Genomic DNA, 24,280 nt, shown 5'->3' on the forward strand with positions numbered 1-24,280 from the left:
GCCGTTTAGCCGATTTTTTTGCCGGCCATAGCCTGGCTGATGCTGATATTCATGACCCGCTCGGCAAACGGGCGGGTGAGTTCTTCCAGCTCATCTACGGCTTTCAGGATGGTATCCTTCTCCTTGGTTTCGAGGGCCGCTTTCAGCGTGGTTACACCGGCCTGCGTTTGGGTGGTTTCCTCGGGAGTAAGGTGCTGGCCGTTTTTGGCCACAAACCGCTCCACCTGGTACAGCATCTGCTCGGCTACGGTGCGAGCCTCAATAACCATGCGGGCGGCCACATCCTCGCGGGCGTGGGTGAGTGAGTCCATCAGCATCTGCTCCACCTGCTCATCGGTGAGGCCGTACTGAGGCTTGATTTCCACGGCCTGGCGCGTATTGGAGCGTAGTTCGATGGCTTCCACCTTGAGAATACCATCGGCATTCAGGATAAAGTTGACGTCTACCTTGGGCAACCCGGCGGGCATGGCCGGAATGCCGCGCAGGTCGAACTCGGCCAGCTTGCGGTTCTCCTTCACCAAATCCCGCTCACCCTGATACACTGAAATCTTCAGGTTTACCTGCCCGTCCACCGAAGTAGTGTACTGGCGGCCGGCTTTGGTGGGAATCTTGGAGTTGCGCGGAATGATAGAGTCCATCAGGCCGCCCATAGTTTCGATGCCCAGCGTGAGAGGCGTCACGTCCAGCAGCAGCACGTCGCGGCGGTTGCCAGCCAGGATATCGGCCTGAATGGCAGCGCCGAGGGCAACAACTTCATCGGGGTTGAGGGAGTTGTTGGCAGGCTGCTGGAAAAACTCCGACACGGCATCGTATACCAACGGCACGCGGGTAGAACCGCCCACCAGCAGCACGGCATCCAGCTGCTGCGGCGTGAGCTTGGCATCAGCAAGGGCCTGGTGGCAGGCGGCCAGGGTGCGGTCCACCAAGGGCTGCACTAGCTGGTTAAACTCGGTTTTAGAGAGGCGCACCACCACGTCGTCGCCGAGGTTGCCGGCAAAATCGTCGTGCTGGCTAAGGTATCGTTTGGCCGACTCGGCCAGCAGGCGCAGCTCCTGCTGTAGCGGGCCATTGTTTTGCAGCCGGGCACCGAGGTCGTACTGGGTAGTCCAATGCGCGGAAATAGCCCGGTCTAGGTCGTCGCCGCCCAGGTAGGTGTCGCCGTTGGTGCTGAGCACTTCAAAAATGCCCTGGTGCAGGTGCAGAATGCTGATATCGAAGGTGCCGCCGCCGAGGTCATACACGGCCACAGTTTTTTCCTCATCCGGCGAGAGGCCGATGCCATAGGCCAGCGCGGCGGCCGTCGGTTCATTCACAATACGCAATACCTCCAGGCCCGCCAAACGGCCGGCGTCGCGGGTGGCCTGGCGCTGCGAGTCGTTGAAGTAAGCCGGAACCGTAATAACGGCTTTGTTCACGGGCGTTTTGAGGGCGTGCTCGGCGCGGGCGCGCAGCTCCTTCAAAATTTCAGCCGACAGCTCGATGGGAGAGTAGAACTTGTCGCCCACCCGGATTTTTACCAGGCCTTCGGAGTTATCATCAATCACCTTGTAGCCCAGCTCCTGCGCGTGCTGGCCCAGGTCGTGGTAGCTCTTGCCCAGCAGGCGCTTCACCGAGTATATGGTGTTTTGCGGGTCAGTGAGCAAGTATTCTTTAGCCTCATTGCCCACCAGCGGTGCCTCGCCGGCAGCCGGAAAATGAACAACGGACGGCACGATGGTACCCCGGCCCTGGTCGTTGATGGCTACCGGCTGCCGGCCCTCGGGATGAATGTAGGCGACCAGGGAGTTGGTCGTGCCCAGATCGATACCCACAATAATTTCTTCCTGCTGAATACTCCCGGTAGAGAGGTTGATTGCGACTTTGGCCATATGGAGAGAGTACGCCGAAGCGTAAACAGAAAAGGCGGAATGATACCCTGAAGTAGCTACAACCAGCTCAGGGCCTGAAAGGCACAAAAATACGCAACAAAAGCGCGGCAGCCGTTGACTGCCGCCCTACCAACGTGTTGGTCGGAAGCTCTGTAATCCCGGCTTAGTGCAAGCCGCCCGGAAAAGTTCCGTGGGGGCTTAAAATAGTTGTATAAGATTCTGACTATTTAAATCCGTTGATGGGAGCGTAGCCGTAGGCCTTAGTACATATCCCGCGCTACATACCTGTCCGCTTCAGTCGCACCCTGGAGCATCTTATCATTCTCAGCCTGATCTGCTTACGAGAAGGTTGCCTTGCGCCCACCGTTGCCATTCCCAATTTCCAGCGGCCGTAGTTACGGCGCTTTTCCTGCTGCCTGCTGCAGGCAGTTTTTCTCACCCATTTCCACCATATACCCATTATGAAAAAAACGCTTACGCGTCCGATTCTCCAATTGTCGTTAGCTGCTACTGCGGTAGCAGGCCTGCTGGTCTGGAGTGGACAACACACGTACCTGGAAGCTTCCAGCCACCGCGAAGCTCCTCTCATTGCCGACGACCCGTTGGCCGATAATACCGACCTGTACGCCTTCCGCGACCCGAATAATGCGGAGATGATTAACATCGTGGCTAACTACATTCCGCTGGAATTGCCGCAGGGTGGGCCCAACTACAACACGTTCGGGCAGAACGTGCGCTACGAGATTCACATCAAAAACTCAGGTGCCAATCCGAACCAGGACGACATTACCTACCGGTTCACCTTCACGCGCACCAACCAGGACCCCGGAACTTTCTTCAACATCCGGCTGGGGCAGCAGAACCTGAAGGCGACCTACACCATGGAGGTAAGCCGCAATGGGGGGGCCTTCACCACGCTGACCAGTACCGGCGTGGTACCGCCCCCGAATATCGGCCCGCGCTCCATTCAGGGCGCTGCCGGGCTGAATGCGCCCAGCTACGAAAGCCTGATGACCGGCGCCATTCAGACAGTGGGCACTCTTAAAGTATTCTGCGGGCCCGTAGATGACCCGTTCTTCACAGACCTGGGCGGCATCTTCGACCTGGGCGGTATCCGGACGGCGGCTGCCCGCGACGGATTGGCCAAGAAAAATACGCACACCATTGCGCTGCAGATTCCGATTTCGGTGCTGCAGAAAGATGGTAAAACCGGTGCACAGGCCGCTAACATCTTGGATAGCGACTATGTAATCGGGGTATGGGCTTCAGCCAGTCGCCCGGCTATGCGTACTCTGAACACCGACGGTAGCCAGACCCATAGTGGCAACTGGGTACAGGTGTCGCGCATTGGCATGCCGCTCACCAATGAGGTGATTCAGCCAATTGGTGCTAAAGATGCCTGGAATGCGGCCACGCCTTACACGGAGGCTGCCGTTACCGAAGATTACCTCTCCAACCCGGAGCTGGGCCTGTACGTGGCCGAAGGAACCGGCTATTACGGCGCCGCGGTACCCGGCCTGGGGCAGCTGCGTATTCAGCGCAATTCGCTGAATACGTTTGATTTCGCTAATAATAAGAACGGCGTTTCGGCGCTGCTGAATGCGCCGGCTGCCGATGTGGCGGGTACGGCCTTTGCCAAAATTGCCGACGGCGGCTATGCGGAGTACCTGTTGCGGCCCGGCAAGCCTCGTTCCGTGGATATTCTGCCGATTTTCCACACGGGGGTTCCCAACGTGCGGCCGTATCAGCTGGCTACGGGCAAGCCCACCGGCAACCCACTGGCCGCCGGCAAGCCCTTCATCAACAACTTCCTGCCGCTTATTGATAACCCCGCTGCCGCCGGTGGCGTGGGTGGTGATATGCTCCGCCTGAACATGGCCGTGCCCGCTACGCCGCGTAATTCCGCTGATTTCAGCTCGGAAGGGCTGTTGGCAGCCGCGGTACTGGGCCTGACGGATGCCCGCTTCAACACCAGCACCGCGCTACAGGCTATTCCGAACATGGACGGCTTCCCGAACGGCCGCCGACTGGAGGATGATATTACCCGTATCGAGCTGCAGGCCGTGGGCGGTGTAGTGCTGGCGGCTATTGGACTGCCCTATGAAACTACCAACGGCTTGGGCAACGTGCTGGCTTTCCGGACGGGTATCGAGGCCAACGACACCACTTTCCGCAGCGGGTTCCCTTACGTGCAGACGCCCTGGAGCGGCACCAAGGCCCAGGGTACCATCACCTCGCAGCGCGGCGCTGTTGGGCTAGGCCTGAAACCCACTATCGTGGCAATGGCGCAGAACTATCCTAACCCCTTCGCCGATGTTACCAACCTACACTATGAAGTAGCCGAGAAGAGTGTGCTGACCATGTATGTGAGCGACCTGAATGGCCGGCGGGTAGCAACCCTGATGAGCGGTAAAACCCACAGACCCGGTGCCTACGACATGACGTGGAAAGCCGGCCCTGAGTTGGCAGCCGGCACTTATGTGCTGACGGTGGCTGCCGGCCATACCGTGCTACAGTCTGTGAAGCTGGTGCATACCCGATAAATCCGTGTTACTTGACTGGCCTGGTCTCCCATGGCGGGCCGGCTGGTTGCCACGGATGGATAGCCGGACCCTGGGTGAGTTCGGCTATCTTTTCCACTGCCTGAAGAAGGGAGCCGGCTGCTGAGCCGGTTCCCTTCCTTGCTGCTCCCCGTGCTAAACCAATCAGACTGCTGTGCGAAAATATCTTTACCCTGTTCTTGTTACCCTGTTCCTGGGCTTTATTGCCGTCATTTTCCTGACGCAGAAGCCCGAACCGGTGCCCACCCTCAAGGAGCGCCACGGCGACCTGGCGGCCGGGGGAGAGTGGCTGAATACCAAAGCCGCCATTAACGGGCTGCTGGCCCGGTTGCGCGCCAAACCCCACGATAACCAGGCTCGGGTGCTGCTGGCCGAAGCCTACATGCAGGAGGCCCGTATCACCGGCGACCATCCGTACTACGATACGGCAGCTATGGAGCTGCTTGACCAGGCTCTGCGCCAGGAGCCCGAGAATTTTGAAGCGCTGTGCTGCAAAGCCTCCCTGAGCCTGACTCAGCACCACTTCTCCGAAGGGCTGGCCGTAGCCGAAAAAGCCGTGGCCGTGAACCCGAACAACGCGTTTGTCTATGGGCTGCTTTGTGATGCCAATGTGGAGCTGGGCCGCTACCCCGAGGCCGTGCGCATGGCCGACAAAATGAACCAAGTGCGGCCCGATTTACGCTCCTACACCCGCGTATCCTATCTGCGCGAAATCCACGGCGACCTGCCGGGGGCCATTGAAGCTATGCAGATGGCTGTGGAAGCCGGTTACGCCGGTCTGGAACAAACGGAATGGGCCCGCGTGATGCTGGGTCACCTATACGAAACCACCGGTGACCTGAACCGCGCCGCGCAGCAGTACCAACAGGCCCTGCTGGCGCGCCCGCATTATGCTTACGCCCTGGCCGGACTGGGCCGCGTGGCACAGGCCCGACAGGATTACCCCACTGCCATCAAATACCTGCAGGACGCCCGCATTACGGTGAAGGATTACGCCTTTGCGGATGAATTGGCCGACCTCTACCACCAGAACAACCAGCCGGCCGAAGCCCGTAAAATGGCGCAGGAATCTATTGGCATGCTGGCGGCAGCCGCCAACGAAGCCGACGAGAATGAGGCTATGGGCCACTATGCCGACCGGGAGCTGGCCTACGCGTACGTGAAAACCGGGGAGCTGGACAAGGCCCTCCAGCACGCCAATATTGAATATAAGCGCCGCCCCGACAATATTGATGTGTGCGAAACCATGGCGTGGGTACACTACAAGCGCGGCGAATACAAAGAGGCGGAGAAGTACATGAGCATAGCCCGTCGTACCAATTCCCGCAACCCTACACTGTTGTGCCGCGCCGGGCTTATTGCAACCAAAAATGGCCACACCGCCGAAGGGCAGGCCCTGATCAAGCAGGCCCTGGCCATCAATCCATACCTCACGCTGGATCTGGCCGATGAGGGCCGCAAGCTGCTGGCGGTGCGTTAATGCGTGTTGCCTGTTATCCTGAGCAAGCGAAGGAGGACAGATGAAAACTGCCAGTAGTAAGGTCGTACAATCCACTTAACCGATGCCTTCCGTGCGTTTCATTCGGTATGCGCTGCCCGCCGCCCTGCTGCTGCTGCCGGGGCTGGCCGCCGCGCATGTGCTGGATGCCGACCTGAGCAAGCTCTCCCGCACCGACGTTTTCCTGACCTACCTCAAGCTCGGCTTCACACACATTCTGCCCTTGGGTTTCGACCACGTGCTGTTTGTGGTGAGTCTGTATTTGCTGGAGCCCCGCCTGAAGCCGGTGCTATGGCAGGCTACGGCTTTCACGGTGGCGCACTCCATTACGCTGGGCCTGGCCATGTACGGCGTGGTATCGCCGCCGCCCACGCTGGTAGAGCCGCTTATTGCCCTGTCTATTCTGTTTGTGGCCATTGAGAACATTGTAGTGGAGCGGCTGAATCCGTGGCGGGTGGTAGTGGTGTTTGGTTTTGGGCTGCTCCACGGCCTGGGTTTTGCCGGGGCACTCACCAGTCTGGGGCTGCCGCGGGCTATGTTTGTGGAGTCGTTGGTGGCTTTTAACGTGGGCGTAGAGCTGGGCCAGGTGGCCGTAATTCTACTGGCCTGGCTGCTTATTGGCCGCTGGGCTGCCAACAAGCCCTGGTACAAGCGCCGCGTACTGGTACCCGCCTCTGTCGCCATCGGCCTCATGGCTGCCTACTGGACGATTGAGCGACTGAGTTAGTTTTTCGTTGTCAGTTGATAGATGTCAGTTGCTGGTTGTCAGTTGCTGGTTGTCAGTTGTCAAACCTTCAATATTCAGCTTCCATCTACTCTACTTTAGGTTTTATCAACTCTTTCCAAAAACTGACAACCAACAACCAGAAACAAGCAACCAGAAACTAAAAAGATGCTCCGTCACTGTCTCATCCTGCTGCTGTTGCTGCCCTACCTGCTGGGGCTGAGTGCGGGCCTGGTGGGGCGGCCGGAACCTGCGGGCCCCACGGCGGCCCATCCATACGTACACAGTGCCGAGTGCCAGCGGCAGAACTACCTGCGCCTCGACTGTTTTGATACCTGCAATGGCGACCAACACGCCGTGCAGGCCCAGCATAAAGCCGGCACCGCTGCACAGTTGCTGGCCTCTTTTCAGAGTATCGACCTGCACTGTTTGCCGGATTTACCCGGTTTGCAGCTACTGCGGGTGCGCTACACCGCCAGTTACCGGCTGCTGTCGGCACCGCACGTGTTGGCGGGCGCTGGCCGCTCTATCTATCAGCCTCCCCAGGAAGCATAAGCAGCATCCGGTGTCCGCCCGTGCGGCAGCTCCGGAAACCGACGCGTACCGCGCCATCGGGCCCATCTCCTTATTCTTCCTACCCGACGCCCCCTGCTCTTCCTGCCGTTGCGGCCGGGACCGGGGCGTCGCATTGTGGCTGTATGCGTTCTACTTTTTACGGGATTTTCGCCGTCAGCCTGGGGCTGGCGGCTTTGGGGTGCGCCACTACGGCGCAGGCCCAGCTAAGTACGCTACGCGGCACTGTAGCCGATTCGGCCTCCGGCCGGCCGCTGAGCGGAATGCACGTGCAGCTACTAAGCCGCGTCGGCGGTACCACAGCCGATGAGCTGGGCCGCTTTCAGCTGGGCAATTTGCCAGCGGGTACCTACACAGTACGGGCTGGCGGGCTGGGCTACGCCTCGCGCAGCCAAACGGTAACGCTAACGGCCGGGCAACCCGCCACGGTGGCGTTGCGCCTGCCTACTGCCACCCTCACGCTGGCCGAGGTGACGGTGGCTCAGCCCCGCGACCCGAACCAGAGCCTGGCCGCCATTTCCAACATCGATAAGCTGCTGCGGCCGGTGAATTCGGCGCAGGATTTGTTGCCGCTGGTGCCGGGCCTGGTCATTGCCCAGCACGCGGGCGGGGGCAAAGCCGAGCAGATTTTCATCCGGGGCTTCGATTGTGACCATGGCACCGATTTCAACGTGAGTATCGACGGGTTGCCGGTGAATATGGTCAGCCACGCCCACGGGCAGGGCTACGCCGATTTTCACTTCGTGATTCCCGAAACCGTGGATCAGTTGCGGGTCTACAAAGGCCCCTATACGGCCCGGTTCGGGGATTTTGCCACGGCCGGGGCCGGTGAGTTCACCACCAAAACCCGCCTCGACCAGAGCCAGGTGAAAGTAGAGCTGGGCCAGTTTGACACCCGCCGGACCGTGGCCCTGGTGAACCTGCTGCCCCTGAACGGCCACCTGCTGGGCACCGGCCCTGAAAACGCCTACGTCGCCGCCGAGTACACCTTCACCAACTCTTACTTCGACGCCAAACAGCACTTCAAGCGGTTCAACGGGCTGGCCAAGTACACCGGTCAGCTCTCCGACCGCACCTCGCTAATGCTGCTGGCTTCCCGGTTCAGCTCCCGCTGGGATGCCTCGGGGCAGGTGCCGGAGCGGGGCATTCGGGAAGGGCTGATTTCGCGCTTCGGCAGTATTGATCCTACCGAAGGCGGTTCCACCAGTCGTACCAATGCTTCGGCGGTACTCACCACCGAGCTGCCCCACGCGGCCGTGCTGCGTCAGCAGGTGTATTACTCCCGTTACGATTTCAATCTGTTCTCCAACTTCACCTTCTTCCTGAACAATCCGGTAGATGGGGACCAGATCCGGCAGACCGATGGCCGCAACATCTACGGCTACACCGGCACCTACGAGCGGAATTTCCAGCTCGGTAGCCGCAGTCTGCGCACTACCGCCGGTCTGGGCACCCGCCTCGACGACATCGACGTGGCTCTGCGCAACTCGGTGCGGCGCACCGTGACGGATACCATCGTGACGGGCCGGGTGTACGAGCAGAACCTGAACGGCTACCTCGATGCCACGCTCAGCCTCACCGACCGGCTCACGCTCAACGCCGCGCTGCGCGCCGATTACTTCCGCTTCCGGTTCCGCGAAGACCGGGTGGATTCGCTGTCGGGGCGGGCCGGGAAGGGCCGGGTGAGTCCCAAGCTGAACCTGTACTACGATGTAACGCCGGCCGTGCAGCTGTTTGTACGCTCGGGCTTCGGGTTTCACTCCAACGATGCCCGGGCTGTGGTAACCAACCCTGGAGCTAACGTGCTGCCCCGCGCTATTGGTTACGAGGCGGGCAGCACCTTTAAGCCAGTGCCTACGCTGGTGGTGAATACGGCCTTATGGGCCCTGCACCTGCAGGATGAGCTGGTGTACGTGGGCGACGAAGGCGTGGTGGAAAGCGCCGGCCGCACCCGCCGCTTTGGCCTCGATGTGGCCGCCCGCTATCAGTTCACTCGCACCCTTTTTGCCGATGTGGACCTGAATTTCAACCGGGGCCGCTTGGTGGACGAACCGCGCACGGCCAACCGGATTCCGTTGGCCCCCACGTTCACCAGCGTAGGCGGCCTCACGCTGCGCCGGCCCGGCGGCTTCAGCGCCAGCCTGCGCTACCGCCACATCGACTCCCGCCCCGCCAACGAAGACAACTCGGTGCGGGCCCGGGGCTACTTCCTGCTGGATGCCGTGGCCAGTTACACTAGGCGTCATTTTCAGGTAGGGGCCACCGTGGAGAATCTACTGAACGTGGAGTGGAATCAGGCCCAGTTTGATACCACCACCCGCCTGCGCAACGAGGCCGCGCCGGTATCGGAGCTGCACTTCACGCCCGGCACGCCGTTTTACGCCAAGCTCAACGCCAGCGTATTGTTTTAGCGGCTCCGGAACGGAGCCAACCATTTTTGTTCTTCTCTAATCTTCTTCTTCATGGCAATTTTCTCGATTCCTTCTTTTTCTGTTGGTCTGGCTTCCTCTGAACTGAAACTGCCAGCTGCCTCGTCGGGGCCCGGTGGGCCGCCGCCGGTACCGTTACCCACCCGACGGCGGCTGACGGAGCAACAGGCCGCGGCGCGCTGCCGGAGTCATGCCCGCTCCGCGCCGTATTATTCCGGCAAGCGTTGGTAATGCAAAAGCCTCTTTGCGTAGCAGGAAAGAGGTTTTTTATCTAGTTTAGTACTGTTCCGACCATCGTGTCGGGGCTGATGGCTTGGATACAGCTTACCGAATGCGGATTTTCGGGCAGTATTTACCCCAATGCTATGCTCTCTACCGCTACGTTCCGCTCCCGTTTTGGCCGTTGGCAGTCAGCCGCTGCCCTGCTGCTGCTGGGTGGTGTGCTGGCGGGCTGTCAATCCTCAGCCGGCGAGCTACAAGCGGTCCAGACGGCGGCCGTCCGGTCCCGGTCGGTTCCGGCAGATACGGTTGCTGCGCCCGCTCTGCCCGATTCGCTGCGCCTGACGCCACTGGAGCCGCTGGCCAGCGTACCTGATTCGCTGCACCAGGCTGTGCAGCAGCTGCACGCACAGCTGGGCCCCGCGGCAGAAGCGCTGCGCCCCGAGGTATTGGAACGTGCCTGCGTGGGTTACCTGACGCTGCGGCAAGCCGGCAAAATCAGCCAGCCGGGCATTCTGGCCGTGGCCGATATGGATTTGCCGTCCTCTGAAAAGCGGCTGTGGGTGCTGGATCTGCGGAAGGCTGAGGTACTCCAGAACAGCCACGTAGCCCACGGCCGGGGCTCTGGCCACCTGCGCGCCCGGCGGTTCTCCAACGTCATGAAATCGGCGTGCACGGCCCTGGGCTTCTACCGCACCCAAGATACTTACGGCGGTAAGCACGGTCTCTCGCGCCGCCTGCGTGGCCTCGACGCGGGCCAGAACGATAACGCCCTACGCCGCTACGTGGTGCTTCACGCCGCCGACTATGTGAGCCGGCAACACCTGCAGCGCCATGGCCAGGCCGGCTACAGCCGTGGTTGCCCCGCACTGCCGCCTGACCAGTACCGCGCCATCATCCGCACGGTAGGGGAGGGCGGTTGCCTCTACCTCAGCGGCCCTGGCCTGGAATCAAAGTGGCTAAACCCCGAAGCCGCCGCGCAGCAACTGGCGTCGCGGGGGTGGCGGTAAAGAGAACAGCTTCGCCATGAAAGAAGAATTAATTGCTTTATCAGCCATGAGGAAGCAAGTACCCGTCGAGATGCGGGAGGGCCTGCGGCTATTAGCGGAGACCAAAGGTGATGTGCCGGCCGCTGTTGAGCGGTTCAAAGCTGAAAGGCTCGCACTTGTGGTTGAGAAGACTGGGGCTGATGTCAGCCTTTGTCTGCACTGTCTGAAGGTGAACCACTTTGACATTCGCCAAACCCTTATACAGATAGAAAACAGTAAGTATTCTGTATCTGAGCGTATTCTTTGCAAATGCACACAAAACGGTCAGGCACTTAGCGATATAGCTCTTGTGGTAGAGCAGGCGGCCCAACTGCAGCGCAAGTATTGGTTTCGTGTAACAGATCTGGCAGGATTGAATCGGCCCCAGTACGCGTTGCTGCTTATTCAGGAATGGACGACGTACGAAGAATGGGAAAGTTTTCCTGCTGCTTTATCATTCGAAATGGAGGCTGTGCTTGAGGTTTTCGAGCAAGAATTGGAGTTGCCGGCAGTTGCAGCCAATCTACGGGCGGCGAACCAACGCTATCAGCAGGTAAGGCTGACTACGAGTTATCGCGAAGCTTTGCGGCAAAAAGGCTACGCGCCAGCAGACCCGGAGCTACAGCAGTATGAGGATGTTTATCAAGGTCAACGAGTGTTAATTGACGAAAAACTAAGTGAGTACGTTCGGGCCCACATCACCTCGTTTCCATGAAAAAAAGCCCCGCCGGAATATTCCGACGGGGCTTTTTATACGATAGGGCCAGCAGTTACTTCACCACCACCTTCCGGCTCAGGTTCAGCTCGGGTACGGTGAGCTGATACACGCCGGCGGGCAGGGTGCGGGTTACGCTCAGGCGCTGCTCGGTGGAGCCGGGATACAGGCGCATGGATTGTTCGTGCACCGGGCGGCCCAGCAGGTCAATGAGGTGTAAAGTTGCCGTCATTTCCTTTGGCGACTGAATCACCACGTCAATCCGGTCAGAGGCGGTGGGGTTGGGGTACACGGCCAGGTCGGCACCCAGCGCGGCGGTTTCCTTGGCGGTAGCTGTGACGGTGGTTTCGCGCATGGCGGTGGTGTTCAGCACGGCCGGCGCGGTGTAGATAGCCTTCACGAATGCCCGCTGGGCGGGGTTGGTGGTAGAGGCGTTTTTGGCACGCAGCGTCAGCCAGCCATCTGCCGTGGGAGCATAGGTGCCGTTAAGGTTGCCCGTGCCGGTTTTGCTGCTCAGAATGGTGCCCGTGCTGCTTACTACTTCCACCGTGAGGCTGCGGGTAGCATCGGTGGGGAAGAGGTTGTAAGTAACCGTTTTGCCCGAAGCCACATAAATGCGGCCCGCCGTGCGGTACGCCGTGGACGAAGCTGGCAGCTGTCCGCCCTGCTTCAGCGACGAGGCGTGCGAATCGCCCAGATCATCGGCTAGCTCCCATTCCTGGGTGGTGGCCATAGCCGCCCGGGTGTAGTTGGTGCCGATACCGGTAGGTGCCCACACCGAGTAGCCACGCCGGCCGCCGCTGGCCGTGCCATTGCAGGGTGGCGTGTTGATACTCACCGTTTGCGAGGCGCTAACCGTCACGGTAGCCGTGCCATTGGCCCCGGAGTAATCCTTCAGCACCGTGCCGGGCGCAAAATCACAGGAAACGGTATTGTTCTGCCAGGCGCTGTAGTTGTCGTTGATGCCGATAATGGCTTTGGTGCTGCGCTCAATTACTAGGTGGTCGGCGGCCTGATAGCGCACCTTGTAGGCGCCGTCCTTGAAGTGTAGGTTCTGGTGGCACCAGATCAGGTTGTTCAGGTCGTCGCGCACCGGCAAATCGGTGGTGCTGGTGGGCAGGTGCGAGTACCGCTTGCTAGTGCTGCCCACGTTGAACAGGTCCTCAAAGAAAATCTGCGGGGAGCCATCCACGGCCAGTGCCGCCGCATACGCCGCCGAGAGGCGCGGGTCGAAGGGGTCGATGTGGGGGGCCAGTTCCGAGCCGGTGTTCCAGCCGGTGTAGTTGCCGTTGGCGTCGGTGGTGGGCCGGAAAGTGTCGTGGTTATTCACGAAGGGCACCGTGCGGTGCACGTAGGTGCCGTTAATGTTCACCACGCGGGTGCCCTGCTGGTAGCCCGGCAGGCTGCCCAGATCAAAATTGCCACCCCCGCTCACAATGCTGTACAGGCCGTTGCGCAGGCTAAAATCGAAGGTGCCGGCCCGGTTCTGCACGTTGGCTACCCAGCCGTCCATCTGACCGCTGCTGCCTACCCATTCGCCCACGGCAAACATGGTGGCCCCGCCCGAGGCCCAGCCGGCGTTGCTTTGCAGGTTATACAGGAAATCCTCGGAGGCGAAGTCGGGGAAGTGCTTCACGGCATCCATGCGCACCCCGTCAAAGCCTTCCTGCTTTTTGTACCACACCAGCCAGTCGCGCACCCCGTTGCGCATGTAGTCGGCGCCCTGGACGGGGTTGTAGGCGGCATTGGAGCTCTGGCCGTAGGAGCCGTTGTAGTAGCTCACATCGGGCCCGAAGTACACGGCGTTCCAGTCGCCGGAAGTGGAGTTATTGCCGGGATTAGGGTTGAAATTCTGCCAGTTTTTGGAGAAACGGCCGTTGCGGGCCAGGTAGTTGGCCGCGTCTTCGGCCGAGGCGGGCTTGCTGTAGCTCACGTACCGGAAGTTCTTGTACTTGCTGGTCGAGTAATCTTCCCAGGCCGCCGGGTCCTGGCCGCCGGCCCCGGTCTGAGAGCCGGCCCCGTCGTTGTGATTCAGCACGATATCCTGCACCACCTCAATGCCATTGGCGTGGAGCACGGCCACGGCCCGCAACAATTCATCCTTGGTGCCGAGGCGGGTGGCGGTGAAGCCTTTTTGGTACTTATCCCCCAGGTCGTAGTTATCGAAGGGAGAGTAGCCATTGCCCTGGTTGCCGTTTTTGATGCTCGGGGGCAGCCACACGGCATCAATGCCCATGGCTTTCAGGCGCGGGGCCAGCAGCGCAATGTAGTTGGCCCAGCCATTGGGGTAGTTAGAGTTCCAGTAATCCCACCAATAGCCTTGCAGGATTACTTTTTGAGCTTTGGCAGGCTGGCCGCCCAGAACTAAAAGGGCAGCCGCGGCCAGGGTGAGCTTGCGCCACCAGGAGTGTGTACCAGTATACATGTGGGAATTGGGGGAATTGGTTGGTAGGAAAAGAAACGACGCGTGGGAGCGTCGGAAAGAGCAGTTTTGGGGTTTCTAATATCTGAAGTTGAATAGGAAAATACCGGTGTTGTATTGCTGGAAGATGATAGTCTTTTAACAGGTTTTCGGGAAGCGAGGGAATTAATATCTTGAAAACTGCATTATAGATTTTCCCGTGACTGACCGCCTGCTATGCATCCGGCCGGGCCGGGCTTTCGTAGAAGCCTACGTGCACGGTAGCTCCCTTTGGGAGTCGCTGCGTGATTCGCAACCGAAACTGAACTGTGTCGATGGAAAATCAGAGTGTAGTGCGTCGTCAGCGTTTGAAGCGCCGGGCCCGTCGGATGGCGCGCCGGGTATTGCCCTTCGTCGCCTCGCTGTTTCTGGCCACGCCCCTGGCAGCACCCGTCACCAAATCCAAAGCGGCTACTCCAAGCTCCGAGCTGCGCCTGCCTGTTGCGGCCGTCACTAAAGCCGGCCTGTTCGACCAACGCCTGCACGACCTCTACCGCGACTTGCAGGTGGAGCAGCAGGGCCTGCGCTTTGATGTGTTTGAAAAGGCCATGACCGGCTACCTGAACCTGCAAAAGCAGGGTAAACTGGCCGATAAGCAATTGCTGACCGTGGTTGATTTCGGCTTGCCCTCCACTGAGAAGCGCCTGTGGGTGCTGGACCTGGCGGCCAAGCAGGTGAAGTTTCACACGCTGGTGGCCCACGGCCACAACTCCGGCGAAAACATGGCCACCAACTTCTCCAACGAGAACGAGTCGAACATGAGCAGCCTGGGGTTTTACGTAACCCAGGGCGAATATCAGGGCAAGCACGGCCGTAGCCTCAAGCTCCAAGGTTTGGACGAAGGCTACAATACCAATGCCCTCAGCCGCTCGGTGGTCATGCACGGTGCCGACTACGTAAGTGAGGAGTTCATCCGGCAGAATGGCCGCCTGGGCCGCAGCCTCGGCTGCCCGGCCCTACCCATGGACCAGAAAGACGCCATCATTGAAGCCGTGGAAGGCCAGACCTGCTTGTTCCTCAACGGTCCCGACCAAGCGTACTCGTCTAAGTACCTGAATCAGGACGTGGCGGTAACCACGCTGCTGGAGCGCGACAATCAGATGATTTAGTACAACCGACATTAACGCAAACGGCCCGGCTGCAGATGCAGCCGGGCCGTTTGCGTTAATGTCGCGCGCAGCTCTGCTTACAGCTTCACTCCAAACTTGCTGCCCACTGTTTCCAGGTCTTTCAGAACCGGCTCCAGCAGCGGAATACCGTCGATGAGGCGCACGGCGGAAGTTTCGCGTTCCGGGTCGCCGGGGATGAGCACGGACTTGCCGTCCACGGCCTGGGCCTGGCGGAAGGTGGTAATCCAGTTATCCATGTGGGCCTTGAACTCGTCGGCGGGGCGGAAGGCATCTACCCGCATGGCCCCGAAGAAGTGGCCCAGACCCTGGCCTACGGGGTTGGCCGAGGGCTGCAGGAAGGCCACGAAGGGCGGTACCCAGGGGCCGTAGTTGGCCCCGCTGAGCACGGCCGAGAAAATATCGACCACCGCACCCAGCCCGTAGCCCTTGTGCGAGCCGGTGGCCCCGCCCAGCGGCAGCAGCGCCCCGCCGTTTTTCACGGCGTTGGCATCGGTGGAGCCCGTGCCCTGGGCATCCTGGGCCCAGCCTTCCGGAATGGGCAGGTTCTTGCGTTGGGCAATTTCGAGTTTGCCGTTGGCGGCGGTGGTGGTAGCCATGTCCAGCACAAAATCGGGCTGCTCGCCGGCGGGTACGGCCACGGCAATGGGGTTGGTGCCCAGCAGCCGCTCCAGTGAGTAGGTGGGGGCCACCAGCGGCGAGGCGTTGGTCATGGCAATGCCAATCATGTCGAGGGCCAGGGCCTGCATGGCGTGGTAGCCGGCAATGCCGAAGTGGTTGGAGTTCTTCACCGATACCCAGCCGGTGCCTACCTGCCGGGCTTTCTCCAGGGCCACCTGCATGGCGCGCGGACCCACCACCAGCCCGAGGCCCCCGTCGCCATCCACCACGGCGGTGCTGGGCGTTTCGTAGGTTACCCCGATGCGGGGCGTGGCGTTGATGCGGCCGGCTTCCCAGAGGCGCACGTAGCCAATCAGCCGGGCCACCCCGTGCGAGTCCACCCCGCGCAAATCGGCCGACAACAGGGTTTCGGTAGCCAGCGTGGCATCAGCCTCCGGGCAGCCCATACCGCGAAATACGGCCTTGGTGAAGGAAAACAGCTGATTGTAGGAAAAGAGAGTCGGAGTCATGAGTGGCGTAGGCGTGTATCGGAAGCCTTCGGGTGGAATGCGTAAACAAGGCTGTCATTCCGAGCAAAGCGAGGAAGCTGGGTTAGTGCCTGAAGCCGTTTTCCAGATTCCTCGCTTCGCTTGGAATGACAGGTTACTCTGCAGCGGAGCCGGCCAGCATTTCGGCCAGCAGTCCTTCCTTGAGGGCGTAGGCGGAAGTGCGCAGGTGGGTGATGCCGGTAAGGGTAAGCACGTAGTCGATGAGCACGGAGGCCACCACTAGCATGTCGGCGCGCATGGGCAGGATGCCGGGCAAAGCGGCGCGCTCCATGTGGGGCAGCGTGAGCAGCTGCGCGTAGCTGCGCCGGAAGCTGTCCAGGGCCAGCTCAGTGCTGGGGGGCAGCTCGGCCTCGGTGCGCAACTGGCCTAGCTGCATGTCGGCCAGGCTGTCAAACGAGCCCGACGCGCCCACCAGCCCTACCGGCCGGTGCTCCTGCACGGCGGCGGCCAGCGGGGCCAGCACTTGCTGCAGGTAAGCCTGCTCAGCCGCTACGGCCTCGGGCGGGAACACGCCGCTGGGCTCTGGGAAAAACCGGTCCAGCAGCCGTTGGGCCCCAATCTCGAAGCTTTGCTTCCAGAAAATGGTGTGCTCGTTGGCAATGATAAACTCCACCGAGCCGCCGCCGATGTCCATAATCAGGTGCTTGTCGGGGCCCAGGGGCACGGCCCGGCGCACCCCGGCGCAGATCAGCTCGGCTTCCCGGTCGCCGGCAATAACCTCCACCCGAATGCCGGTCTGCTCGAAGATGTCCTTTACCAGCTCGGGGCCGTTGCTGGTGACGCGCATGGCGCTGGTGGCGGTGGCGCGCACGTCGGTTACCTGGTGCAGCTCCATTTCCTCCTTAAAGCCGGCCAGCGTGTGCAGGGCCCGGGCGTAGGGCTCGGGGGCAATGTGGCCCTTGCTGATGCCACCCTCGCCCAGGCGCACGCCCACCTTGGTGCGCAGCAGCGTAACGGGCTGGGCATGGCGCGGCTCAGGCAACTCCACAATCAGCAGATGAAACGTATTGGTGCCCATATCAATCAGGGCCAGGCGACGGTGGAGCATATCAGTTGTTAGTTGCTGGTTGTCAGTTGTTAGTTATGGGCTGCTTGTTGTATAGCGACACTAACAACTGACAACCAGCAACTAACAGCTAAAATTAATTGCCAAACCGGCAGAACGTGCCCAGGGGCAGCTTACGGTCGGCGCGGTCGTGCAGGTAAATTTCCCCGATTTCGCGGTTCTGGCGGGCCTGGGGGAAGATTTCGTGCACCAGGTTTTCCAAAATCAGGGCCGAGAAGCCCAGCGAGTAGAGGTTGATGAGGAAGAAGTGGTCCTCGGGGTCGAGCAGCTCTTTGCAGAGCTTGAGCATTTCGTTGAGCTCATCTTCCAGCTGCCACTTCTCGCCGTTGGGGCCGCGGCCGTAGGCAGGTGGGTCGAGGATGAGGCCCTGGTACTTGCTGCCGCGCTTTACTTCGCGCTTCACGTACTTCATGGCGTCTTCCACAAGCCAGCGCACCCCGTCGAGGTTGCTGGCCTCCATGTTGTCGCGGGCCCAGAAGTTCACCTGCTTCACCGAGTCGAGGTGAGTTACGTCGGCGCCAGCGGCGCGGGCGGCTAGGGTGGCGGCTCCGGTGTAGGCAAACAGGTTGAGCACGCGCGGCGTGGCGGCCCGGCGCTTGCGCGTCTGGTTGAAGATGAACTGCCAGTTGGGGTCCTGCTCCGGAAACAGCCCCACGTGCTTAAACGACGACATACCCAGGCGGAACCGCAGCTTCAACCCATCAGGCCGCTCGTAGCCAATGACCCACTGCTCGGGCGTGCCGGGCTTGATTTTCCACTGCCCCCGTTCCTGGCTGCCCTTTTCGCGGGTGAAAATGGCGTTGGCGCGCTGCCATTCCGAGGCGGGCAGGTGCGGGTCCCAGATGGCCTGGGGCTCGGGCCGGGCCAGAATATGCTTGCCGAAGCGCTCCAGCTTCTCAAAGTTGCCGGCATCTATCAGCTCGTAATCGGCCCAGGGGCTAGTGGTCAGAAACGTGTACATGCCGCAAAGGTAATGATGGTTGAATGGGTGGATGGGTGGGTAGGTTGTTTGGTGGTTGGGTGAACCGTCATTGCGAGGCGGAGCCGAAGCAATCCTTCCTTTTCGCCGCTCCTAACCCTATGTTCTTCCAAAGCCCCTTACGCCAGCTCAAACGTAAGGGCTTGGGAACAGGTCTGAATGCCAGATATAGTGAAGGACGGATTGCTTCGGCTCCGCCTCGCAATGACGTGCTTGATTTATGACCAATCATAACCCAACCATTCAATCACCTACCCATCCAACCACCAAACAACCCATCCACCCACCTAACCCTTCGTACCTTTGCCCCATGAGCACCACGCTGCACTTCCACAAATACCAGGGTACCGGCAACGACTTCGTGATGCTGGACGACCGGGGCCAGACGTTTGATATTGCCAACCACCAGCTGGTGCGCTTCCTCTGCGACCGACGCCGGGGCATCGGGGCCGATGGGCTGATTCTGCTGCGGCCCCACGCCGCCTACGATTTCGAGATGGTGTACTTCAACGCCGACGGCTACGTGGGTTCCATGTGCGGCAACGGCGGGCGGTGCACCGTGGCGTTTGCCCGCCAGTTGGGCGTTATCGAGACCAGCACCCGCTTTCTGGCCGCCGACGGCCCCCACGAGGCCCGCATCGACGCCGACGGCACCGTGCACCTGCGCATGCAGGACGTGCTGGGCCAGCAAGAGGTGGAGGAATACGGCGTGTTCCTTGATACCGGCTCGCCCCATTTGGTGCGCTTCCAGCCCGCCAGCACCCTGGCCGAGCTGAACGTGTTTGCCGAGGGCCGCGCCATCCGCTACAACGAGCGGTTCCGCGAGAAAGGCACCAACGTGAACTTCGTGGAAAGCCCCTCGGCCCCCGACCAGCCCTGGCAGGTGCGCACCTACGAGCGGGGCGTGGAAGACGAAACCCTGAGCTGCGGCACCGGCGTCACGGCCGTGGCCCTGGCCGCCAGCAAGCGGGGCGCCAGCAGCCCCGTGCACCTGCGCACCCCCGGCGGCGACCTGCGCGTGGCCTTCGAGGCCCGGCCCGACGGCTCCTTCACCCACGTCTTCCTCAGCGGCCCCGCCACCCACGTTTTCAGCGGCACGGTTGCCGTGTAGCATTGTGCCAGTAGGGCGAAGCCTTTGCTTCGCGTATCGTTGAACAAGGGATAGAAACGCCTGTACTTCTATTGTTCTGTGATACGCGAAGCAAAGGCTTCGCGTATCACCGCAACCGTCATTCTCCCTTGTTTTATGCCCGATTCCGAAGAATTCCTGACCGTTACCGACCTGAGCTTGACCGAGCGCGGAGCTACGGCCCTGCAGCAAGTGAGCTTTCGGCTGCCGGCCGGGCGGCGGCTGGCGCTGGCGGGCGAGTCGGGGGCTGGCAAAAGCACGCTGCTGCAGTGCATTGCGGGCCTGGTACAGCCCACGGGCGGCGAAATTCGGTTTGCGGGGCGGCGCGTGAAGGGGCCGCAGGAAGTGCTGGTGCCGGGCCACGACGGCATCGTGTACCTCTCGCAGAAATCCGACCTGCCCCACTCGCTGCGGGTGGAGCAGGTGCTGCGCTACGCCAACAAGCGCCCCGCCGCCGAAGCCGCCGCCGTGTACGGGGTCTGCCGCATTACGCACCTGCTGCCCCGCCGCACCGATCAGCTGTCGGGCGGCGAGCAGCAGCGGGTGGCGCTGGCGCGGCTGTTGCTTTCGGGGCCGCGCCTGCTGCTGCTCGATGAGCCCTTCTCCAACCTCGACCGGGTGCACAAGCAGCAGCTGCAAGCCATTTTGCGGGAAGTAAGCGAGCAGCTCAGCATCACCTGCCTGCTCGTTTCCCACGACCCCACCGATACGCTGCCCTGGGCCGAGGAAATCTTGGTGCTGCAGCAGGGCCGCCTGGTGCAGCAGGGCCCGCCCGAGCAGGTGTACCGCCAGCCCGTAAACGAGTACACCGCCGCCCTGTTCGGCGACTACAACCGCCTCCACGGCCCCGACCTGCGCGCGTTGCTGGCCGCCCCGCGCCGTCGTCTGCCCGCGCCGGTGCTGCTGCTGCGCCCCGAGAGCCTCGTGCTTCACCCCGCCGGGGCCGCCGGCGTGCCGGCCCGCGTGCAGGCCGTCCGGTTTCTGGGAAGCTACTATGAGGTGGAAGTGGAGCTGCCGGCCGGCACCCAGCTGCGCGTCCGCGTCACTGCCGAACCGCCCGCCGTGGGCACCGCCGTAGCCGTAACCCCGGCCCCCGGTGCCGCGCTGGCGTTTGTGGCGGAGTAGGCGAAAAGTGGGGAGATAATTGCGCGGATTCGTATTGTAAAAGCAGAAAATAACACGTGCATAACATCCAACACGCGTAGCTTTTCACTACTCACTACTCACTACTCACTACTCACTACTCACTACTCACTACTCACTACTCACTACATGCTCCGCTCCGACCTGATTTTCCTGCGCCCTTTGGAAGCCGATGACCTGGAGTTCCTGTATGCGCTGGAAAACGACCCGGCGGTCTGGGGCGTGTCGGATACACTGGCTCCCGTGTCGCGGCACGTGCTGCGGCAGTACCTGGATAGCGCCGCGGCCGACTTATTCGAGGTGCGGCAGCTGCGGCTGGTGATAGGGGAGGGGGCCACCGGCGCGGCCGTGGGCACGCTGGATGTATTCGGGTTTGAGCCCCTGCACCAGCGCGCCGGCGTGGGCATCACTATTCTGGCCGAGCACCGGCGGCACGGCTACGCCCGGGCGGCACTGGAGCTACTGCTGCCCTACGCCCGCCAGGTGTTGCGCCTACACCAGCTCTACTGCACCGTAGCCGCCGATAACGCGGCCAGCTTGCAGCTGTTTGCGGCGGCCGGATTTCGGGAAGTGGGGGTGCGCCGGGAGTGGCTGCGCACGGCCGCTGGCTGGCAGGATGCCGTGGAACTACAGCGGCTGCTGTAGTAGCCCATCGGGGCGCAATACCACAGGCCAGCCCTCTGGCCCGGGGCCGAACACCTGCCGCAAAGGCAGGGAATAGGGGACTAACAGGATTGGATTGTCGGTTCCAAGACAATTAGCGAACCTCGACAATATCCTTATTGTCTGAAGGGCGTATAGGATGAAGCAGCCCGGTAACTAGGCCAGTGTAGCAACCGGGCTGCACCTGTACATTTTACTCCTTCCCCTCTATGCCGCTGACCCCGCCGGTGGAGTCGCCCGTGCGTGCCTCCGCCAACCCCCAGGCTGATTCCACGCCTGCGTATTCTCTGCCCGACCTCGTTTGCTTTGCCCACTTGCATTGGGATTTTGTATGGCAGCGGCCCCAGCACCTGATGTCGCGCTTCGCCCAGCACGGGCGGGTGTTTTACGTGGAAGAGGCCTTCTTTCACGCCGACGACCTCATTGAGCCCCACATGGAGGTGAAGGAGCGCCAGCACGGCCTGAAGGTGCTGGTGGTGCACCTGCCCAACCGCCTGCGCGGCCCCGAGCACGAAGCCGCCGCGGACCAAGCTCAGTTTGAGGTGCTCAGCCACTACTTCGCCGAGCAGGGCCTCACGCAGTACATCTTCTGGTACTACACGCCCATGGCGTTGGGTAAGTCGCGCTTCTTCAAGCCGGCCCTCACCGTGTACGACTGCATGGATGAGCTGGCCGCCTTCAAGTTCGCGCCGCCCACTTTGCGCGAGCGGGAGCAGGAGCTGTTCGAGAAGGCCGACCTGGTCTTCACCGGCGGCCACACGCTCTACGAGGCCAAGCGCCAGCAGCACCCCGACGCCCACCCCTTCCCCAGCAGCATCGACAAAGCCCACTTCGGTCAGGCCCGCCAGGAAATGCCCGAGCCCGCCGACCAGGCCGTCATTGCCCACCCCCGCGTGGGCTTCTTCGGGGTGGTAGATGAGCGCCTGGATATTGAGCTGCTGCGTGAGCTGGCCGAGGCCCACCCCGAGTGGCAGTTTGTCATCATCGGGCCGGTGGTGAAGATTGACCCCGCCACGCTGCCTCGCCAGCAGAACGTACATTATCTGGGCGGCAAGGATTATCAGGAACTACCCGCTTACCTGCGGGGTTGGGAGGTAGCTACGCTGCTATTTGCTGATAACGAAAGCACGCGCTTCATCTCGCCCACCAAAACCCCGGAATACCTGGCCGCTGGCCGTCCCGTGGTGAGCACTCCCATCCGCGACGTGGTGCGGCCCTACGGCGACTTGAACCTCGTGCAGATTGCCGCTACCGCCCCCGAATTTGGGCAGGCCATTGAAAAGGCCCTGACCCAAACCCAGGACGCCGACTGGCGTCAACGCACCGACGACTACCTCGCCACCATCAGCTGGGACCAGACTTGGCAGCAGATGGTGGACCTCATGACCCGCAAGCTGACCCCGGCCGTTACGGCCGCCATGTCGGCTACCCGATAGTACCTGTTCATCCGCGCTGAGTTATCCGCATCCCGCCCCGATTTCCCCCCCCCCCCATTCTTTCATCCTTCCCAAACACCGCTAGCTATGTTCGATTATCTCATCGTAGGGGCCGGTTTCGCCGGTAGTGTGCTGGCCGAGCGGCTGGCCACGCGTTCCAACAAGAAAGTGCTTATCGTGGATAAGCGCAGCCACATTGCCGGCAATGCCTACGACCATTACAACGAGGATGGCATTCTGGTCCATAAATACGGCCCGCATATCTTCCACACCAACTCCAAGGACGTTTTCGAATACCTCTCCAACTTCACCGAGTGGCGCCCGTACGAGCACCGCGTGCTGGCCTCCGTGGATGGTCAGCTGGTGCCCATGCCCATCAACCTCGATACCATCAACAAGCTCTACGGCCTCTCGCTGAACAGCTTTGAGGTGGAGCAGTTCTTTGAGTCGCAGGCGGAGGAAGTACCCGTTATCCGTACCTCGGAAGACGTGGTGGTAAGCAAAGTAGGCCGCCAGCTCTACGAGAAGTTCTTCAAGAACTACACCCGCAAGCAATGGGGCCTCGACCCCTCGGAGCTGGATAAATCGGTAACGAGCCGCGTGCCTACCCGCACCAACCGCGACGACCGGTACTTCACCGATACCTACCAGGCCATGCCCCTGCACGGCTACACCCGCATGTTTGAGCGTCTGCTGGACCACCCCAACATCAAGGTGATGCTCAACACCGATTACCACGATATCATCGACTTCATTCCATTCAAGGAAATGATTTTCACGGGCCCGGTGGATGAGTACTTTGACTTCAAGTACGGCAAGCTGCCCTACCGCTCCCTGGAGTTCAAGCACGAAACCCTGAATGTGGAGCAGCACCTGGCCGCTCCGGTGGTGAACTTCCCCAACGACAACCTCTACACCCGCATCACTGAGTTTAAGGCCCTCACCGGCCAGAAACACCCCAAAACGGCGCTGGTGTATGAGTACCCCAAAGCCGAGGGCGACCCGTACTACCCCGTGCCGCGCCTGGAAAACGCCGAGCTGTACAACCAGTACAAGAAGCTGGCCGACGAAACCCCCAACGTGCACTTTGTAGGCCGCCTGGCTACCTACAAGTACTACAACATGGACCAAGTAGTAGCCCAGGCCCTCACGCTCTACAAGAAGCTCACGGAGAAGGAGGAAAGCCTCAAGCCCAAAAAGCCCGCCATCGTCGGCTCCACGTCCATCATGGATAAGCTGGTTCCCCGCGACCCAGCCAAGGAGTAGCGGTCATTGCGAGGACGCAGGACGAAGCAATCCTTCCTTTTCGTAGCGAAACGCGTTGATTTTCTAAAAAGCCCCTACCGCTGGAATCAGGCGTTGGGGGCTTTTTTATCTGTCTGGGCTCAGCACTGCGTGAAGGAAGGATTGGTTCGTCCTGCGTCCTCGCAATGACAACACACAACCTGACAACTTCGCCGCTTTGCCAAACCCTGCACACTCTTTGAGGTGC

At 61.1% G+C, this 24,280-nt stretch carries 18 protein-coding genes; 13 read left to right on the forward strand and 5 right to left on the reverse strand.

What is annotated here, in order from left to right:
• Positions 1 to 5: 5 nt before the first annotated feature.
• The gene (hscA, locus tag EI291_RS02605; protein ID WP_125417684.1) at positions 6 to 1,868 is read right to left on the reverse strand and encodes a Fe-S protein assembly chaperone HscA; all 1,863 of its coding nucleotides are present in this window, start codon (positions 1,866 to 1,868) and stop codon (positions 6 to 8) included.
• A 461-nt stretch (positions 1,869 to 2,329) separates the two neighbouring features.
• Between hscA and EI291_RS02610 the strand changes: the two genes are divergently transcribed.
• The 7 genes from EI291_RS02610 to EI291_RS02640 all read left to right on the forward strand — a co-directional run bounded on the left by EI291_RS02610 (position 2,330) and on the right by EI291_RS02640 (position 11,615).
• The gene (locus EI291_RS02610) at positions 2,330 to 4,411 is read left to right on the forward strand and encodes a DUF4331 family protein (RefSeq protein WP_125417685.1); all 2,082 of its coding nucleotides are present in this window, start codon (positions 2,330 to 2,332) and stop codon (positions 4,409 to 4,411) included.
• 172 nt (positions 4,412 to 4,583) lie between these two features.
• Positions 4,584 to 5,909, forward strand: a complete 1,326-nt coding sequence (locus EI291_RS02615; RefSeq protein ID WP_125417686.1) for a tetratricopeptide repeat protein — start codon at positions 4,584 to 4,586, stop codon at positions 5,907 to 5,909.
• Between the two features lie 91 nt (positions 5,910 to 6,000).
• Positions 6,001 to 6,654, forward strand: a complete 654-nt coding sequence (locus EI291_RS02620) for a HupE/UreJ family protein (RefSeq protein ID WP_240635342.1) — start codon at positions 6,001 to 6,003, stop codon at positions 6,652 to 6,654.
• Positions 6,655 to 6,819: 165 nt separating this feature from the next.
• Positions 6,820 to 7,206, forward strand: a complete 387-nt coding sequence (locus tag EI291_RS02625) for a hypothetical protein (RefSeq protein WP_125417687.1) — start codon at positions 6,820 to 6,822, stop codon at positions 7,204 to 7,206.
• A gap of 143 nt (positions 7,207 to 7,349) precedes the next feature.
• Entirely contained in the window at positions 7,350 to 9,635 is a 2,286-nt protein-coding gene (locus tag EI291_RS02630; RefSeq protein WP_125417688.1) for a TonB-dependent receptor, read from the forward strand.
• Positions 9,636 to 10,018: 383 nt separating this feature from the next.
• Complete coding sequence (locus tag EI291_RS02635) at positions 10,019 to 10,882, forward strand: murein L,D-transpeptidase catalytic domain family protein (protein WP_170172469.1); 864 nt, start codon at positions 10,019 to 10,021, stop codon at positions 10,880 to 10,882.
• A 16-nt stretch (positions 10,883 to 10,898) separates the two neighbouring features.
• On the forward strand, positions 10,899 to 11,615 hold the full coding sequence (locus EI291_RS02640) for a hypothetical protein (protein WP_125417690.1): 717 nt from the start codon (positions 10,899 to 10,901) through the stop codon (positions 11,613 to 11,615).
• Positions 11,616 to 11,670: 55 nt separating this feature from the next.
• On the opposite strand, the gene EI291_RS02645 is transcribed toward EI291_RS02640, so the two are convergent.
• On the reverse strand, positions 11,671 to 14,040 hold the full coding sequence (locus EI291_RS02645; protein ID WP_125417691.1) for an alpha-amylase family glycosyl hydrolase: 2,370 nt from the start codon (positions 14,038 to 14,040) through the stop codon (positions 11,671 to 11,673).
• Positions 14,041 to 14,351: 311 nt separating this feature from the next.
• Between EI291_RS02645 and EI291_RS02650 the strand changes: the two genes are divergently transcribed.
• Positions 14,352 to 15,185: a murein L,D-transpeptidase catalytic domain family protein gene (locus EI291_RS02650; RefSeq protein ID WP_125417692.1), complete on the forward strand. Its 834-nt coding sequence runs from the start codon at positions 14,352 to 14,354 to the stop codon at positions 15,183 to 15,185.
• Between the two features lie 77 nt (positions 15,186 to 15,262).
• Here EI291_RS02650 and EI291_RS02655 read toward each other — a convergent pair whose 3' ends face one another.
• From EI291_RS02655 to EI291_RS02665, 3 genes are all read right to left on the reverse strand, one after another.
• On the reverse strand, positions 15,263 to 16,333 hold the full coding sequence (locus EI291_RS02655; RefSeq protein ID WP_125417693.1) for an Ldh family oxidoreductase: 1,071 nt from the start codon (positions 16,331 to 16,333) through the stop codon (positions 15,263 to 15,265).
• Between the two features lie 133 nt (positions 16,334 to 16,466).
• Positions 16,467 to 17,420, reverse strand: coding sequence for a Ppx/GppA phosphatase family protein (locus EI291_RS02660; protein WP_125417694.1), 954 nt, complete (start codon positions 17,418 to 17,420; stop codon positions 16,467 to 16,469).
• A 94-nt stretch (positions 17,421 to 17,514) separates the two neighbouring features.
• The gene (locus tag EI291_RS02665; protein ID WP_125417695.1) at positions 17,515 to 18,399 is read right to left on the reverse strand and encodes a class I SAM-dependent methyltransferase; all 885 of its coding nucleotides are present in this window, start codon (positions 18,397 to 18,399) and stop codon (positions 17,515 to 17,517) included.
• A 328-nt stretch (positions 18,400 to 18,727) separates the two neighbouring features.
• Here EI291_RS02665 and dapF point away from each other — a divergent pair, with 328 nt between their 5' ends.
• The 5 genes from dapF to glf all read left to right on the forward strand — a co-directional run bounded on the left by dapF (position 18,728) and on the right by glf (position 24,054).
• Positions 18,728 to 19,528, forward strand: coding sequence for a diaminopimelate epimerase (dapF, locus tag EI291_RS02670; protein WP_125417696.1), 801 nt, complete (start codon positions 18,728 to 18,730; stop codon positions 19,526 to 19,528).
• A gap of 135 nt (positions 19,529 to 19,663) precedes the next feature.
• Positions 19,664 to 20,671, forward strand: a complete 1,008-nt coding sequence (locus EI291_RS02675; RefSeq protein ID WP_125417697.1) for an ABC transporter ATP-binding protein — start codon at positions 19,664 to 19,666, stop codon at positions 20,669 to 20,671.
• Between the two features lie 147 nt (positions 20,672 to 20,818).
• Positions 20,819 to 21,334, forward strand: a complete 516-nt coding sequence (locus tag EI291_RS02680) for a GNAT family N-acetyltransferase (RefSeq protein ID WP_125417698.1) — start codon at positions 20,819 to 20,821, stop codon at positions 21,332 to 21,334.
• A 227-nt stretch (positions 21,335 to 21,561) separates the two neighbouring features.
• Complete coding sequence (locus EI291_RS02685; protein ID WP_170172470.1) at positions 21,562 to 22,788, forward strand: glycosyltransferase family 1 protein; 1,227 nt, start codon at positions 21,562 to 21,564, stop codon at positions 22,786 to 22,788.
• Between the two features lie 87 nt (positions 22,789 to 22,875).
• Positions 22,876 to 24,054: a UDP-galactopyranose mutase gene (gene glf / locus EI291_RS02690; RefSeq protein ID WP_125417699.1), complete on the forward strand. Its 1,179-nt coding sequence runs from the start codon at positions 22,876 to 22,878 to the stop codon at positions 24,052 to 24,054.
• Positions 24,055 to 24,280 lie beyond the last annotated feature (226 nt).

This window comes from Hymenobacter rigui, from assembly GCF_003944715.1.
Taxonomy (GTDB): Bacteria; Bacteroidota; Bacteroidia; order Cytophagales; family Hymenobacteraceae; genus Hymenobacter; species Hymenobacter rigui.

Bases quoted from the DNA above. Each gene is read 5' to 3' on its own strand.
- hscA (WP_125417684.1), bottom strand. From the start codon at position 1,868: ATGGCCAAAGTCGCAATCAACCTCTCTACCGGGAGTATTCAGCAGGAA.
- EI291_RS02610 (WP_125417685.1), top strand. From the start codon at position 2,330: ATGAAAAAAACGCTTACGCGTCCGATTCTCCAATTGTCGTTAGCTGCT.
- EI291_RS02625 (WP_125417687.1), top strand. From the start codon at position 6,820: ATGCTCCGTCACTGTCTCATCCTGCTGCTGTTGCTGCCCTACCTGCTG.
- EI291_RS02630 (WP_125417688.1), top strand. From the start codon at position 7,350: ATGCGTTCTACTTTTTACGGGATTTTCGCCGTCAGCCTGGGGCTGGCG.
- EI291_RS02635 (WP_170172469.1), top strand. From the start codon at position 10,019: ATGCTCTCTACCGCTACGTTCCGCTCCCGTTTTGGCCGTTGGCAGTCA.
- EI291_RS02640 (WP_125417690.1), top strand. From the start codon at position 10,899: ATGAAAGAAGAATTAATTGCTTTATCAGCCATGAGGAAGCAAGTACCC.
- EI291_RS02645 (WP_125417691.1), bottom strand. From the start codon at position 14,040: ATGTATACTGGTACACACTCCTGGTGGCGCAAGCTCACCCTGGCCGCG.
- EI291_RS02650 (WP_125417692.1), top strand. From the start codon at position 14,352: ATGGAAAATCAGAGTGTAGTGCGTCGTCAGCGTTTGAAGCGCCGGGCC.
- EI291_RS02655 (WP_125417693.1), bottom strand. From the start codon at position 16,333: ATGACTCCGACTCTCTTTTCCTACAATCAGCTGTTTTCCTTCACCAAG.
- EI291_RS02660 (WP_125417694.1), bottom strand. From the start codon at position 17,420: ATGCTCCACCGTCGCCTGGCCCTGATTGATATGGGCACCAATACGTTT.
- EI291_RS02665 (WP_125417695.1), bottom strand. From the start codon at position 18,399: ATGTACACGTTTCTGACCACTAGCCCCTGGGCCGATTACGAGCTGATA.
- dapF (WP_125417696.1), top strand. From the start codon at position 18,728: ATGAGCACCACGCTGCACTTCCACAAATACCAGGGTACCGGCAACGAC.
- EI291_RS02675 (WP_125417697.1), top strand. From the start codon at position 19,664: ATGCCCGATTCCGAAGAATTCCTGACCGTTACCGACCTGAGCTTGACC.
- EI291_RS02680 (WP_125417698.1), top strand. From the start codon at position 20,819: ATGCTCCGCTCCGACCTGATTTTCCTGCGCCCTTTGGAAGCCGATGAC.
- EI291_RS02685 (WP_170172470.1), top strand. From the start codon at position 21,562: ATGCCGCTGACCCCGCCGGTGGAGTCGCCCGTGCGTGCCTCCGCCAAC.
- glf (WP_125417699.1), top strand. From the start codon at position 22,876: ATGTTCGATTATCTCATCGTAGGGGCCGGTTTCGCCGGTAGTGTGCTG.